At 62.9% G+C, this 12,498-nt stretch carries 18 protein-coding genes; 11 read left to right on the top strand and 7 right to left on the bottom strand.

The features are described from left to right. Positions 1-210 precede the first annotated feature (210 nt). Together JLZ96_RS14050 and JLZ96_RS14045 are read left to right on the top strand one after the other, a co-directional pair. The gene (locus tag JLZ96_RS14050) at positions 211-765 is read left to right on the top strand and encodes a DUF3558 family protein (protein WP_201010400.1); all 555 of its coding nucleotides are present in this window, start codon (positions 211-213) and stop codon (positions 763-765) included. A 71-nt stretch (positions 766-836) separates the two neighbouring features. Next, positions 837-1,181, top strand: a complete 345-nt coding sequence (locus tag JLZ96_RS14045) for a hypothetical protein (protein WP_080736551.1) — start codon at positions 837-839, stop codon at positions 1,179-1,181. Here the strand turns inward: JLZ96_RS14045 and JLZ96_RS14040 are convergent. Continuing rightward, positions 1,178-1,693, bottom strand: coding sequence for a GNAT family N-acetyltransferase (locus JLZ96_RS14040; RefSeq protein ID WP_032400932.1), 516 nt, complete (start codon positions 1,691-1,693; stop codon positions 1,178-1,180). The genes JLZ96_RS14045 and JLZ96_RS14040 overlap by 4 nt on opposite strands. 280 nt (positions 1,694-1,973) lie before the next feature. Between JLZ96_RS14040 and JLZ96_RS14035 the strand changes: the two genes are divergently transcribed. From JLZ96_RS14035 to JLZ96_RS14020, 4 genes are all read left to right on the top strand, one after another. Further along, positions 1,974-2,921, top strand: coding sequence for an ABC transporter ATP-binding protein (locus tag JLZ96_RS14035; RefSeq protein ID WP_201010399.1), 948 nt, complete (start codon positions 1,974-1,976; stop codon positions 2,919-2,921). A gap of 8 nt (positions 2,922-2,929) precedes the next feature. Continuing rightward, a complete protein-coding gene (locus JLZ96_RS14030; protein ID WP_201010398.1) occupies positions 2,930-3,712 on the top strand; it encodes an ABC transporter permease in 783 nt (260 codons plus the stop codon). 72 nt (positions 3,713-3,784) lie between these two features. Next, positions 3,785-4,930, top strand: a complete 1,146-nt coding sequence (locus JLZ96_RS14025; protein ID WP_201010397.1) for a sensor histidine kinase — start codon at positions 3,785-3,787, stop codon at positions 4,928-4,930. Next, positions 4,927-5,535, top strand: a complete 609-nt coding sequence (locus JLZ96_RS14020; RefSeq protein ID WP_032400930.1) for a response regulator — start codon at positions 4,927-4,929, stop codon at positions 5,533-5,535. Before JLZ96_RS14025 ends, JLZ96_RS14020 begins: the two co-directional genes overlap by 4 nt. A 1-nt stretch (position 5,536) precedes the next feature. Here the strand turns inward: JLZ96_RS14020 and JLZ96_RS14015 are convergent, their stop codons facing one another. Together JLZ96_RS14015 and JLZ96_RS14010 are read right to left on the bottom strand one after the other, a co-directional pair. Then, positions 5,537-6,364: an SDR family oxidoreductase gene (locus tag JLZ96_RS14015; protein ID WP_201010396.1), complete on the bottom strand. Its 828-nt coding sequence runs from the start codon at positions 6,362-6,364 to the stop codon at positions 5,537-5,539. A 182-nt stretch (positions 6,365-6,546) separates the two neighbouring features. After that, on the bottom strand, positions 6,547-7,104 hold the full coding sequence (locus JLZ96_RS14010; RefSeq protein WP_032367567.1) for a helix-turn-helix domain-containing protein: 558 nt from the start codon (positions 7,102-7,104) through the stop codon (positions 6,547-6,549). Positions 7,105-7,170: 66 nt separating this feature from the next. Between JLZ96_RS14010 and JLZ96_RS14005 the strand changes: the two genes are divergently transcribed. The 3 genes from JLZ96_RS14005 to JLZ96_RS13995 all read left to right on the top strand — a co-directional run bounded on the left by JLZ96_RS14005 (position 7,171) and on the right by JLZ96_RS13995 (position 9,629). After that, complete coding sequence (locus tag JLZ96_RS14005; RefSeq protein ID WP_094665933.1) at positions 7,171-7,869, top strand: AzlC family ABC transporter permease; 699 nt, start codon at positions 7,171-7,173, stop codon at positions 7,867-7,869. Then, on the top strand, positions 7,866-8,177 hold the full coding sequence (locus tag JLZ96_RS14000) for an AzlD domain-containing protein (protein ID WP_094665932.1): 312 nt from the start codon (positions 7,866-7,868) through the stop codon (positions 8,175-8,177). Before JLZ96_RS14005 ends, JLZ96_RS14000 begins: the two co-directional genes overlap by 4 nt. Positions 8,178-8,609: 432 nt before the next feature. Beyond that, complete coding sequence (locus JLZ96_RS13995) at positions 8,610-9,629, top strand: DUF5914 domain-containing protein (RefSeq protein WP_027494916.1); 1,020 nt, start codon at positions 8,610-8,612, stop codon at positions 9,627-9,629. Position 9,630: 1 nt separating this feature from the next. Here the strand turns inward: JLZ96_RS13995 and JLZ96_RS13990 are convergent, their stop codons facing one another. The 3 genes from JLZ96_RS13990 to JLZ96_RS13980 all read right to left on the bottom strand — a co-directional run bounded on the left by JLZ96_RS13990 (position 9,631) and on the right by JLZ96_RS13980 (position 11,006). Further along, positions 9,631-10,098, bottom strand: a complete 468-nt coding sequence (locus JLZ96_RS13990) for an SRPBCC family protein (protein WP_027494917.1) — start codon at positions 10,096-10,098, stop codon at positions 9,631-9,633. After that, positions 10,095-10,439 (bottom strand): helix-turn-helix transcriptional regulator, encoded by a 345-nt coding sequence (locus tag JLZ96_RS13985; RefSeq protein ID WP_032371450.1) that lies wholly within the window; start codon positions 10,437-10,439, stop codon positions 10,095-10,097. Before JLZ96_RS13985 ends, JLZ96_RS13990 begins: the two co-directional genes overlap by 4 nt. A 63-nt stretch (positions 10,440-10,502) precedes the next feature. Next, a complete protein-coding gene (locus JLZ96_RS13980) occupies positions 10,503-11,006 on the bottom strand; it encodes an N-acetyltransferase (RefSeq protein ID WP_201010395.1) in 504 nt (167 codons plus the stop codon). Positions 11,007-11,235: 229 nt separating this feature from the next. On the opposite strand from JLZ96_RS13980, the gene JLZ96_RS13975 reads away from it, so the two are divergent. Then, complete coding sequence (locus JLZ96_RS13975; protein WP_027494920.1) at positions 11,236-11,685, top strand: Hsp20/alpha crystallin family protein; 450 nt, start codon at positions 11,236-11,238, stop codon at positions 11,683-11,685. Between the two features lie 58 nt (positions 11,686-11,743). Next, positions 11,744-11,926 carry a hypothetical protein gene (locus tag JLZ96_RS13970; protein ID WP_032371449.1) on the top strand — a complete coding sequence of 61 codons (183 nt, stop codon included), beginning with the start codon at positions 11,744-11,746 and terminating at the stop codon, positions 11,924-11,926. A gap of 84 nt (positions 11,927-12,010) precedes the next feature. On the opposite strand, the gene JLZ96_RS13965 is transcribed toward JLZ96_RS13970, so the two are convergent. After that, positions 12,011-12,466 carry a GNAT family N-acetyltransferase gene (locus tag JLZ96_RS13965; protein ID WP_201010394.1) on the bottom strand — a complete coding sequence of 152 codons (456 nt, stop codon included), beginning with the start codon at positions 12,464-12,466 and terminating at the stop codon, positions 12,011-12,013. Between the last annotated feature and the right edge of the window lie 32 nt (positions 12,467-12,498).

Below are 12,498 nucleotides of genomic sequence, written 5' to 3'. Positions count from 1 at the left end.
CACGCGCCGCTGCATCCCACCACAATGCCAAACCGACGCGGATCTGTCAGCGGGATGACTCACTAGTTCGACCGACCGGTCGGGTTTTGAAGTTCTCGTGAGTTGCTCGATTGCGAGCCGGAGCTCTCGAGTCCGGAGCGGGTGAACGGAACCAGCGCCGACTCCGTTGCGTCCAACCCGTAGATGGGCTCTTGGGAAAGGACAGTGCACATGCATCGAAGCAGTCGATGGGCGGCAATCGCAGTAGGTCTGCTCCTGCTCACCGCATGTTCGACGGGCCACGACGGTACTGCAGTCCCCAAAGTCATCGCGACGACCAACACCGCCGTCGCCGCACCGACGCCGTGGGATCCATGCACCATCCCCGACAACGCCATCGAGCAGGCGGGATTGAACGTCGACTCCAAGGAATCGGGGGTGTTCGGCCGCGATCAAAACGGATTCAAAATTTGCGGCTGGGAGGAAAGCCCTCCAGACAACCAGTACTACGTGTCGTTGATCTCCGGACTCGAGACATTGGACTTCATTGACGACCCGAGCTACTTCGACCGGCTTCGGCCAGTTCGGGTGGGCACCCGTAATGCCACCCAGTATCAACAGGTCTCCTCCGACTCGGCCCTTAATTGCGGCCTCGCCTTCACTGCAGGCCCTCATCTGATTCGAGCGACACTGCTGACCGATGGTCAGGTTCACGCGCCACGGTACGACCCGTGCATTGAACTGAACGCCCTGGTCGCCGTGCTCGATCCCGTACTACCCAGCTGAATTTTCGTCGATGGAAGGACGCGTAGACCGTGGCCCAAGTGAAGCCGGACCTCCTTGCACAGTGGCAGGCCATGAACAGTCAAGCCGACGCCGGCACACTCACCATTCCGCCCGATGTCGCCTCGAAATGCGATGCGGCCTGCGTCGCCTACCTCGCGCATCTGAACGACATGAGGCGCAAAGCGGCGGTCTTGCACGAAACCAAGAGTTGGGGGAATTTGCCGTCTGCCCAGGCTCTGCAGAACAGGTTCGCTCGCCTGGCGACCGGCAAAAGCACGTCACTCGACGTCATTCTGCAGCAACACATCGACGTCATCGATTCGATGCGCATGCTCTTTCGTCGCTACTTCGACGAGACCGAGGCTACCGACACCCAGACAGCTGCGAACATCACCGCGCTCACTCCGGGAAGCTAGCACCGCAACAGTTTTCGATGGACCTCGACTTCGCGTTTGTCATTGTCCAAACGCCGTTCGACCGGCAGATAGCCGAATGAACGCCACCATCCGATGCGCTCGACCATGCTCACCATCGGACCCACGAACACATGGGTCCACCCCTGTGCCGCAAGAATGCGCTCGAGCTCCGCCAGCACCTGATTCGCCACACGCTCATGCTCTAGTTCCCCGTCGACGATCAGACTCCCCACCCACGGTTGACCTTCGCGGGGATGCGGAACCAGCAACGTCACCACTCCCACGATTTGTTCTGCTGTACGAATCACCAAACAATGCGAATTCTCCATGACCGTGTTGTGCCACAGAAACTTCTCGACATCCTCCGCGGTGAATGCAGTGACACCGGTGCGCAACGTACTCGCGTCGAGGAACTTGGGGTTGCTGTTGAACACCGCCATGAAGTCCTCAGGACCATCGCTACCCTCGACCTCACGGACCGCATACGAACCCGCATCGAAAACGAACTCCATCCCGCCACGATAGGTCCACCGCTCGATCCGCGCCCACCGTCGTCAGGCACACCCCATCAACGCGCTATGGATCTTCACGAGGGGCGTTGATCCCGGCATCGGGGCACTTACGTGACACCTGGTCCGTAGTTGCGTATGACAGTTGTCAGCAGTTCACCATGACGGCCGAAACGACGTGCCATTTCGCGTTGACCTGCGCTTTCTCCGAGGTGGAGAGTCTGATGTGTCGCCGAGGAACACGGCTGAAGATCCACAGACGAAGGAGCGAAGGGAATTGCAGATGATCACGCAGAATTCGACTCGGACCGAGGCGGTGGGTACCGAGACAGCACTCGCGGTACACGCCACCGGTATCCACAAGTCGTTCAGCGACTCCACGGGCTCGAAGATCCGCGCCGTTCGCGATGTGAACCTCTCGATTCCGCGCGGGCAGGTTGTGGCGTTCCTCGGTCCGAACGGCGCAGGCAAGAGCACGACGATCGACATGATCCTCGGGCTCACCGAACCGGACGGCGGCACCATCGAGGTGCTCGGCACCGATCCGCTGACCGCCGCGTCGACAGGACGCAGCGCAGCGGTACTGCAGTCCGGTGGACTGTTGCCGGACGTCACTGTCGGAGCACTGGTCGCGATGATGGGCTCGCTGTACATCGGGGCCGATCCTGCCGCCGCGATCACCCGCGCCGGGCTCGGTGAACTGGTGAATCGACGTGTATCGAAATGCTCTGGTGGCGAACAGCAGAAGGTGCGGTTCGCCCTCGCATTGCTCTCCAACCCCGAGCTACTGCTGCTCGACGAGCCGACCGCCGGCATGGATGTCACTGCGCGCAAGCACTTCTGGCAGGCGATGCGCGCGCAGGCAGCCAACGGCACGACCGTCATGTTCGCAACCCACTACCTCGAAGAGGCACAGGACTTCGCCGATCGAATCGTCGTCATCGTCGACGGTGCCCTCGTCGCCGACGGCACGGTGGCCCAGATCAAGGCCACCGTCTCCAATCGGACCGTCGACGCCAACCTGCCACGCTCCGAGGCCGAATTCGTTGCAGGGCAGACCGGCTCGCGACTGCAGGAACTCGCCAACGGCCGGTTCCGATTCGTCTGCACCGATACCGACCCCGTGGTGCGCGCACTGAGCACGTCGACCTCCGCGACCGATATCGCGATCGTGTCGGCCTCACTCGACGAAGCATTCGCCGCGTTGACCGACCGCACACACAAGAACTGAGGACCTCCATGACCACCACGACCTCACTGCAACCCCGCCGCGGAATGCACCCCACGTTCATCCTGCACGACGTCCGCCGACAAATCACCCCACAGAATCTGATCTTCACCGTTGCGCTACCCGCCGTGCTCTATCTCGCCCTGTTCCGCGTCGTCGAACCCAGCGCGGGAGTAGACCTGCCGCACGGAAACTTTCAGGCCTGGATGATGATCGGAATCGCCGTCTACGGTGCGTCGATCGGCACCATCTCGCGGGCCGCGGGCATCTCGAACGAGAAGGCCAACGGCTGGCTGCGGACAATTCGCCTGTCGCCCTTGGGTGCCGGCGGCTACGTCGCATCACGCATTATCGCCTGCCAGGTGTACGCGGCCATCCCGGTCGTAGTGGTCGGCATCCTCGGAGCACTCACCGGAGCCCGCGCCGACGCGATCGTCTGGATCACCGGCCTCGTCGTGGCCTGGATCGGATCTGCCATCTTCTCTGCCCTCGGCCTCGTGCTGGGCATGCTGCTGCCACCCGAGGTGGTCACCCACGTTCCCGGCGTCGTCATGACCGGCCTCGCCTTTCTGGGCAACATCTTCATTCCGCTCTCGGGCGGCATGCTCGCAATCGCACAGGTGACACCGCTCTACGGTGTGGCGACACTGGCCCGCTACTCGCTGACCGACGGCTACAACCTCGACGGATCCCGCGCCTCGCTCGCAGGTGCGCTCATCAACGTCGCAGCCTGGTTCTTCGGATTCTCCTTCGCCGCCGTCCGACGATTCGCTGGGGCGACCGGACGCCAGTGACATACAGGTCACGGTTGCCCAGCGCGGAGGCGTCGTTCATAGTGTGGGTTCCTCACCGGAGAAAGTGACGCAGTGATCACGCAGAAAACCGATGCCCGACGCGATGAGCGGTTCCCCAGCGCGTTGGTCGCGTTCGTTGCGAGTTGGTTCGTCGTCGCGTTGTTCACGTTCATTTCTCTGACAACGGTGTTCGATCACAGGGAAAGCATCGGATACGGGCTCGCACTGCTGGCAGCAGCGATGGTCGTCTTCGTTGCGGTAGTCATGGTGCTGACACAGCGGATGTTCGTTCATGGACGCGTCGATTCCCGGCTGACGGTAGCGGCATGGATCGCCATTCCGCTCGGCATCGTCGTGGTGCCGCTCTCCGAGGTCTGGGAGATGTGCGCGATGTCGGTCGCGATTTCCGCCACCTTGGTACGTGGGCGCTGGGCACCAGCCGTCATCGGCGGTGTATTCGTCGTCGCGACGGTCGTCACGGTCGGCGTGGACCGCGGCGATCCGCTACAGGCGTTCGGCATCACGTTGTTCAACACGTGTACGACTGTGGTGCTGATCGTACTCACCGAGCTCGCAAGAGCGCTCGATGCATTGCGGGCGTCTCGTGAACAGGTTGCCTTACTGCTCGTAGACGCTGAGCGACAACGGATTTCACGGGATCTGCACGATGTCATCGGCCGCACTCTGGTGACCGCGCAGCTACGCAATCAGGCTGCACTGCAGATGTTCGAGAACCAGCCGGAGAAGGCCCGCGAGCAGCTGGGGCATGTGCACGACGTTCTCAACAGTGGTCAGGCCGATCTGCGGAGGATTACCAGCGGACCCATCCTGGACGACTTCGTGTCTGAGCTGGCAGCCGTCGAAGCGATGTGTGCTCGGCTGGGCATCGACTGCCTTACCTCGGTGGAAGCCCCGCCGGTCAGCGACGTGGACCGCATCTTCGCCGCCGTCGTACGCGAATCGTCCACCAACATGCTCAAGCATGCTCACCCACGCAGGTGCACCGTTCGAGTCACCGCTGAGAAGGACTGCGATGTCTTCGAGTTCACCAACGACGGCGTCACCCGTGAGGAGACCGACGCAGGTACTGGAACCGGGATCGCTGCACTGACCCGTCAGGTGGAAGATGTCGGAGGCAGATTTTCAGCCGGTAAGACGTCAGCGGGTACCGAGTTTCGAGTCGTGGCAACAATCCCGAGGAAGGGGGCCGATGCATGACGATCACAGTGCTGCTTGCCGAGGACGTCGCTCTACTGGCCGAAGCCTTCGAGGTGCTGCTGTCCACCGACCCGGACATCGAGGTGGTCGGACGAGTGTCCCGAGGAGACGAAGTATGCGATGCCGTAGATCACTTGCGGCCGGACCTCGTCCTGATGGACATCGACATGCCCGGTATGACGGGCATCGCGGCCACGGCCGCCCTTCGAGCAATGAATGACCGCACCCCCGTCCTGCTGCTGACTGCCCTACCCGGCAGCGGGCATGTGCACGACGCTTTGGCCGCGGGAGCGAACGGGTATCTCCTCAAGAGCACGGACGCGGTGCACCTCTTCGCCGGTATCAAGGCGGTGTTCTCGAAACACACCGTCATCGATCCCGCACTTGCCGCCGAAGCACTGCGCGCCGGACCCAATCCTTTGCGTGATCGCGAACTCGACGTCCTAAGGCTCGTCGATCAAGGGTTGTCCACCAAGCAGATCGGCGAACGCTTGTTTCTCAGCCCCGGAACCGTGCGCAATTATCTCTCGAGCATCATTACCAAGTTGGACGCAAGCAGTCGTCTCGAAGCGATAAAGTCCGCACGTGAAAACGGGTGGTTGTAGATCAGCCTCCGTGTGCTTCGACGGCCACGGGCTGCCATTCGCGCCAGTTCGCCAGGCGTGATTCGTAGTCCTTCGTCGCGATCTGGAGCGGTGCCTCTCCGAAAAAGACTCGCAGCGGCGGCTTTTCGGCGTCGACGACCTTGAGCAGCGCCGAACGCGTAGCTACCGGATCGCCAGGAGTCGCCTGCCTTGCACTCCGCAGTTCGGCGGCCTTCTCCCGAATCGGGTCGTACGCGGCGATGTCGGTGGACTTCTTGGCAGACGGACCGGCCCAATCGGTGGAGAAACCACCCGGTTCGATCAGCGTCACATGGATACCGAAGTCCTCGACCTCCTGCGCCAGGGCCTGACTGAATCCTTCGAGGGCCCACTTGGACGCGTGGTACGCACCGACATTGGGGAATGCGGAGATTCCGCCGATGGACGACACCTGCAGGATGTGGCCGCTGCCCTGCTCACGCATGAACGGCAACGCGGCCTGAGTGACCCACAGCGCTCCGAAGACATTGGTCTCGATCTGCGCGCGGGCGTCCTCCTCGGAGATCTCTTCGATCATCCCGAACTGGCCGTAGCCGGCGTTGTTGACGACGATGTCGAGCGATCCGAAGGTCTTGTGCGCCAGGGCGACTGCTGCGAAGTCGGCAGCGCGGTCGTTCACATCCAGCTCGATCGGCAGAATCGCGTCGCCGTATTTTTCCACGAGATCGTGCAGTGTCGCCGTGTTGCGAGCCGTGGCTGCGACTCGATCGCCGCGGTCGAGGGCTGCAATAGCCCACTCGCGTCCGAATCCCTTGGAAGTGCCGGTGATGAACCACGTCTTGGCTGCCATGAATCTCGCCCCTTCGCTACACGGACAAAAGTAAGGACGACGTCCGCTGCAAACGCCTCTCGGCGAGTGGTCGCTCGTAGCGACAAATGGGGTGAGGCCCGGGGCTTGCCAAGCGAACGCCGTCGAAAGAGTCCAACGGGGTACGTCCGCCGACTATTCCCCGCACGTCAACTGCGTTCCGTTCAGCTGTGCTCGGTGATCATTACCGCCATGGTGTTCGGCTCCAGCGCCTCGAAGATATGCAGCGCGTCGCCGGGGTAGGCGACATAGTCGCCGGGCAACAGTTCGACTGCCTCGCCCACCGGCCCCACCAGCGCTCGTCCGGCGCTGAGCACCACGTGCTCGACCACGCCGGGGGAATGAGGGTCCGAGCGCCTGGGCTCGCCCACGTCCGCACTGACCAGATAGATGTCTCGTCGCGCGTTCGGCGGAGACGACGCCAGCAGCGTCGCCGAGTAGTCCGCCCGGTCCGACGCGAATCTCGGCCCCTCCCCCGCACGGATCAGCCGGACCGACTGCTTCGCGGGCTCGACCAGTCTGGAGAACGGCACGTCCAGGGTGACGCTGAGCGCCCACAGAGTTTCCAGACTTGGATTCCCCGTACCCGATTCCAGTTGCGACAGAGTCGATTTGGCGATACCCGCACGACGCGCCACCTCGGCCAGCGAGAGGCCGACGCGTCGTCGTTCCTGCTGCAGAGCAGCAGCGATGGCTGCGATCGGTGGTCCGGCGTCCGCCATTCGTTCACTCCATCAGTACGTTCGTTTGATTTGACGAACAGCCTAACATCGTCCACTATAACGACCATGCGTTCGACATGGCGAACCCTGCAGGGGGTCAATATTCGCGACATCGCGTTGGTTTGCCTGGCCGACGCCTTGGTCGGGGCCTCGTTCGGTGCCATCGCCGTCGCCGCCGACCTGCCACTGTGGCTACCGGTGGTGATGTCCTTGGTGGTCTTCGCGGGCTCCTCCCAATTCATCTTCGTCGGCATCCTGGCCGTCGGCGGCAACCCCGTCGCCGCCGTGGCGAGCGCCTTGCTCGCCAATACCCGGCTCGTGCCGCTCGGATTCTCCATAGGATCCGTTTTCGAGAACGTCTCGCCATGGAAGCGACTGCTCGGCACCCACCTGATCACCGACGAAGCGGTCGCATTCAGCGTCGCCGAAGAAGACGAAGGACGGCGTCGAACAGCGTTCTGGCTGTGCGGAATCGGACTGTTCGTCACCTGGAACATCGGGGTGGTGATCGGCACTCTCGGTGGTGGCGCAATTACCGATACCGCCGCACTCGGACTCGACGCCGCATTTCCGGCGATCCTGCTCGGACTGATCATGCCTGCGCTCCGAGATCGGGGCACGCGCAATGCCGCACTCGTCGGCGCAGGGATCGCCCTGGCAGCGTCGATGTTCCTACCGAGCGGACTGCCGGTGCTCCTCTCGCTGATCGCCGTGGTCCCCGCACTGCTGTCCACCAAGCCCGCCGCAGGCAAGGAATCCGCATGAGCCTCACGATCCCGCTGATCGCCATGATCGTCGGCACTTTCGCGCTCCGCCTCATCGGCCCGGCCCTGCGCTCGCGCATGACCATCTCGCCCCGCATCGACCGCGTCATGTCCACCTCGGTCGCCGTCGTGTTCGTAGCCCTCATCGCCACCTCGACCCTGCTCGTGGGCAAGGACTTCGCGGGCTTCGCAGCCCCTATCGGCGTCACCGTCGCCGGAATCCTCGCTTGGCGCAAAGCACCCTTCGTCGTCATCGTGATCGCCGCTGCCGCGACCACCGCTGCCCTCCGCTGGATCGGTGTCGCCTGACCGAACCGCGGCACCCCAAGTCCACTAGATGTGACATTGACCCCCGAAAAGTCCACCAAATGTCACATTGAGTGCATCGGATGGGGAACACGGGTGACAGCCATCGCCCCTTCGCGGACTACCGACTCGGCAACAAGCCCGTTGCCACCCGGGCCACCTCGCGTACTGACCTAAGCGCCCACTATTTCTCTGCATCCACGGGATCCCGCCTTTCGAGCCGAATTGTGGGCGCTGACATCAGTTGAACGGCGCAGCGTGAACCGCCGACCCCCACTGGACCCACCTGACCTCGTGCACCGCTCCCCGTTCACCGGCACCCCGGGTCCACTGGATGTGACATTGACCCCCGAAAAGTCCACTCGACGTCACATTGAGTACCCCAGGGCGGGGACAATGGAGAATGAACACAATGTCTCGATGTGGGGAGCAGCAATGACCGCGCTGGATGCAGTACGACGACGCTGGCCGAAGACGATGCCACTTCAGCCGCTTCCGTCGGAGTCGTGGGCCAAGCAGGAGCCGACGTGGAAGGGTGCGAATCCCCAGGTCATCGAGTCAGCGTTGAAGCGTGCGAAGACTCGGACGTCGGGTAATTGGTTCGTTTTCGCTGCCAGTCGCGACGTGAAGGCCGACAAGCCGTTCGGTCGCTATGTCGGTACCACCGAGTTGGTTGCGTGGCGGGATTCGGCGGGCAAGGTGCATATCGGTCCGGGTGCGTGTCCGCATCTCGGGGCGGCGCTCGATACCGCGAAGATCGAGTGCGACGCGTTGGTGTGCCGGTGGCATGGGCTGGCGTTGGGTCCGAAGGGTAAGGCTGGCTGGCGGCCGGTTCCTGCGTTCGACGACGGTGTTCTGGTGTGGGTCCGGCTCGACGAGCTGGGCGGCGAGGAGCCGACGCCGGTGCCGGTGGTTCCGATCAGGCCCCCTGCGTCGACGTCCATTCCTGGTGTCGTCACGTTGATCGGGAAGTGCGAACCGGACGACATCATCGCCAATCGCCTCGATCCGTGGCACGGCGCATGGTTCCATCCGTACTCGTTCGCGAGGTTGAAAGTGGTGAGCGCGCCCACCGACATCGATGTGCCCGAGGAGGACGATCGCTTCCTGGTCGATGTCACGTTCCGCGTCAGTCGCGGCATCGGTGTTCCGGTTCGAGCCGAGTTCGTCTGCCCCGGCCCACGCACCATCGTCATGCGCATCCTCGACGGTGAGGGGGCGGGAAGCGTCGTCGAGACTCACGCGACTCCGCTGGCTCCTGCGCCCGACGGCACCCCGCGGACGGCGGTCATCGAGGCGACGATCGCGAGCTCGGATCGACCCGGCTTCCAGATGGCGCGCAAGGTCTCGGGATTGCTGCGTCCGGCGATGAATTTCACCGCCGCACGTCTGTGGAAGGACGACCTCGATTACGCCGAACGTCGTTACGAACTGCGCTCGACGGGTCGCGCGTGATCTAACTTTCGACGAGTGCGGCGAGTTGGCCGATGACGGTTCCCCATCCGTCTTCGAAACCCAACTCCTCGTGCATCTTTCGGTCTTCTACGTTGCGGTGCATCACGTGCGCCCGGTACTCCGTCCCGTCGGGATGGTCGGCGAACGTGATCACCGCGGTCATGAACAGTTGTGGGGCAGGTCGCCAACCTTCGACGAGGGAGTTGGTGAACACGATGCGTTCCTGATGGTCGACGGCGAGGAAGCATCCGTCGATGTGCGGTTCGAAGTCTCCTCCGGGTTCACTCATCAGCGTTCGGAATGCGCCTCCGGGCTGCAAGTCCCACGCATCCACTCGGCACAGAGTAGGTGCGGGAATCCACCATTTCTCGAACTTCGACGGGTCGGCCCACGCATCCCACACCGTCTCGCGCGGAACCGCGATGATGCGGGAGATACTCAGGTCGAGTTCGGGATCGAAGGAAGTCATTGCTGCTCACTCTCTTTCGAGGATCGGGTGACGAACTGTTCGAGACGGTCGGTTCTGGATTCCCACACGGACCGTTGCTGTTCCAGCCACGTGGAGGCCGCATCCAGGTTGGTTCGCTCGATCGTGCATGCGCGTACACGTCCGGTCTTGTGGGTGCGAATCCATCCGCTGCGCTCGAGTACATGAATATGTTTCATGAACGACGGCAGAGTCATGTCGAATGGTTCGGCCAGTTCCCCCACGGTGGCAGGCCCGGACCCCAGTCGGCCCAGTACTGCACGCCGCGTCGGATCGGCCAACGCTTGGAACACGTCGTCGAGGACCTCGGAATACTGAGCCATAAGGCACAGTATCTCCACGAGAATACTTAGCGCAAGGGCACAGTATCGTCGGCTCGGGTCGGACTAGCTACAACCATCAGTCTCGGCGAGGTCCTTGAAATAGTGGGCGACGGGCCACCGCTCGAAACCACTCTTCTCGTAGACCGACCGCGCCGGCGCATGACCGGGATCGTCACCGGTCTCGACCATTACCATTCGCATTCCGGCGGATCTCACTCGCGCGAAAGACCGATCGAGGAGCGCCCTTCCGACGCCGGCTCGCTGCTGAGCTGGGTCGACCACCAGGACGTACACCTCACCCATGTCGTCGTTCGGGTGCAGGCGGGTACAGACCCAGCCGACCGGCGTGTCACCGTCCACGGCCACGTCCACGCTCTCGGGTTCGTCGTCGACGACGGATGCGAGATCGTCGTACTGACGCGCCTGCCACCCCTGGGGATAGAAGGAGTCGTACACGAACCACGGGACCGCCTCCTGCACGAGCGGAAACACCGGTTCCCACGCGCGAAGCGACAGCGCGAGCAACTCGGCCCGATACCGGGGGACGTACGGCACGATGGTGACCATCGGACCGAGTGTAGGTTGCAGCATTCGAGCGAGGCGGCCGTTCGACCGTCACACCGACTGCTGCACGCCACCCCCATTGCGCCGCAGCACTATTGGGTCGAAGAAATTTCCGAAAATGTGCCGTAAAGGTCTTGGCACTCGCTGCATTCGAGTGCTAATTTTTGTGTTGCACAGTTGAGAAGCGCCTCGCCACAGGGGCGAGCGCATCTGGGTACAGGAGGTGGTTGCTGTGCTTCGTTTCGATCCGTTCCGTGACGTCGATTCGCTCACCTCGGCATTGTTGGGTGCGTCTACCGGTTCGGACCGCGCACCGCGATTCATGCCCATGGATCTGTACAAGGTCGACGATCACTACGTACTCAGTGCCGACCTTCCCGGCGTCGACCCGGGATCCATCGACGTCGACGTCGATCGCGGCACATTGACGCTCACCGCGCAACGAACCGTGCCGGAAAGCTCCGGCGTGCAGTGGATTTCATCGGAACGGTTCGCCGGAACGTTCCGTCGACAGATCTCACTGGGTGACGGCGTCGACACCGAGGGCATCTCGGCGTCGTACGACAACGGCGTCCTGTCGATCACCATTCCGCTTGCCGAGCGAGCGAAGCCGCGCAAGGTCGACATCGCTCGTGCAGAGCTGACCGGCGAGCAGAGATCCATCGAACACCAATCGACCTGATCCGTCACGCGCACAAGCACATCGAGCACTGTCGAACTACTCAGGGAGGGTGATGCATATGGAAACGGATACCGTGGTCTGGCCGGAATCTCCCGATCGCGACCAGTGGTGGCGCACGGTTCTCGGGGTCGGGACCGAGATCCGTGAATGCGCGACGGCCGATCTACTGGATCAGCAGCGAGCAGAACCGGTCGACGACGACCTCTACCCGCACGTACCGCGAGAGCCCGTCGCTGCGTGATCCGAACGACCGCAAGGCCGGCACCGACATTCGGTGCCGGCCTGCGTCATTGCCGCACCGAGTGACTGGTCACAAGGCCAAACATCACAGGACCAACGAATAGAACGTGCTCGACGGGTCCACGACGTAGTCGCCGAACGGGGGCACTGCGACGAATCCGTGTCGCTCGTAGAGGCGTCGAGCTGCGGCGAAGTAGTCCTGGGTGCCCGTCTCGAGGCTGACGCGCTCGAACCCCAGCCGCCGCGCCTCCGTCAGAACGTGCTCGAGCAGTTCGGACGCCACCCCGCGGCCTCGCGCGAAACTCGAGGTGCGCATCGATTTCAGTTCTCCGTGTTCAGGAGTGAGTGTCTTCAGCGCGGCAATGCCGAGCAGTGCCCCGGCCTCCCACGCCGTCCACACCCGCATATCCGGCCCGCGCAGACCCGACAGATCCAGTGCGTGAACACTCTCTGCCGGTGACGTCGCGTGCATGTCCGCAAGGTGCTCGACGAGCAACACACCGACCTCCGGCCGCGACAGATCGTCGACCTCGAGACGCATGCAACCTCCTGTCGTGAGTGGAAGTTCGACCC

Origin of the sequence: Rhodococcus sp. NKCM2511 (assembly GCF_014905595.1) — a bacterium.
GTDB lineage: Bacteria > Actinomycetota > Actinomycetes > Mycobacteriales > Mycobacteriaceae > Rhodococcoides > Rhodococcoides fascians.
The sequence above is the reverse complement of the archived record's forward strand: the minus strand, read 5'-3'. Positions and strand labels throughout refer to the sequence as shown.

What these genes read in the sequence shown, in the direction of transcription:
- JLZ96_RS14050 (WP_201010400.1), top strand. Translation starts at nt 211, where the DNA reads ATGCATCGAAGCAGTCGATGGGCGGCAATCGCAGTAGGTCTGCTCCTG.
- JLZ96_RS14045 (WP_080736551.1), top strand. Translation starts at nt 837, where the DNA reads ATGAACAGTCAAGCCGACGCCGGCACACTCACCATTCCGCCCGATGTC.
- JLZ96_RS14040 (WP_032400932.1), bottom strand. Translation starts at nt 1,693, where the DNA reads ATGGAGTTCGTTTTCGATGCGGGTTCGTATGCGGTCCGTGAGGTCGAG.
- JLZ96_RS14035 (WP_201010399.1), top strand. Translation starts at nt 1,974, where the DNA reads ATGATCACGCAGAATTCGACTCGGACCGAGGCGGTGGGTACCGAGACA.
- JLZ96_RS14030 (WP_201010398.1), top strand. Translation starts at nt 2,930, where the DNA reads ATGACCACCACGACCTCACTGCAACCCCGCCGCGGAATGCACCCCACG.
- JLZ96_RS14020 (WP_032400930.1), top strand. Translation starts at nt 4,927, where the DNA reads ATGACGATCACAGTGCTGCTTGCCGAGGACGTCGCTCTACTGGCCGAA.
- JLZ96_RS14015 (WP_201010396.1), bottom strand. Translation starts at nt 6,364, where the DNA reads ATGGCAGCCAAGACGTGGTTCATCACCGGCACTTCCAAGGGATTCGGA.
- JLZ96_RS14010 (WP_032367567.1), bottom strand. Translation starts at nt 7,104, where the DNA reads ATGGCGGACGCCGGACCACCGATCGCAGCCATCGCTGCTGCTCTGCAG.
- JLZ96_RS14005 (WP_094665933.1), top strand. Translation starts at nt 7,171, where the DNA reads ATGCGTTCGACATGGCGAACCCTGCAGGGGGTCAATATTCGCGACATC.
- JLZ96_RS14000 (WP_094665932.1), top strand. Translation starts at nt 7,866, where the DNA reads ATGAGCCTCACGATCCCGCTGATCGCCATGATCGTCGGCACTTTCGCG.
- JLZ96_RS13995 (WP_027494916.1), top strand. Translation starts at nt 8,610, where the DNA reads ATGACCGCGCTGGATGCAGTACGACGACGCTGGCCGAAGACGATGCCA.
- JLZ96_RS13990 (WP_027494917.1), bottom strand. Translation starts at nt 10,098, where the DNA reads ATGACTTCCTTCGATCCCGAACTCGACCTGAGTATCTCCCGCATCATC.
- JLZ96_RS13985 (WP_032371450.1), bottom strand. Translation starts at nt 10,439, where the DNA reads ATGGCTCAGTATTCCGAGGTCCTCGACGACGTGTTCCAAGCGTTGGCC.
- JLZ96_RS13980 (WP_201010395.1), bottom strand. Translation starts at nt 11,006, where the DNA reads ATGGTCACCATCGTGCCGTACGTCCCCCGGTATCGGGCCGAGTTGCTC.
- JLZ96_RS13970 (WP_032371449.1), top strand. Translation starts at nt 11,744, where the DNA reads ATGGAAACGGATACCGTGGTCTGGCCGGAATCTCCCGATCGCGACCAG.
- JLZ96_RS13965 (WP_201010394.1), bottom strand. Translation starts at nt 12,466, where the DNA reads ATGCGTCTCGAGGTCGACGATCTGTCGCGGCCGGAGGTCGGTGTGTTG.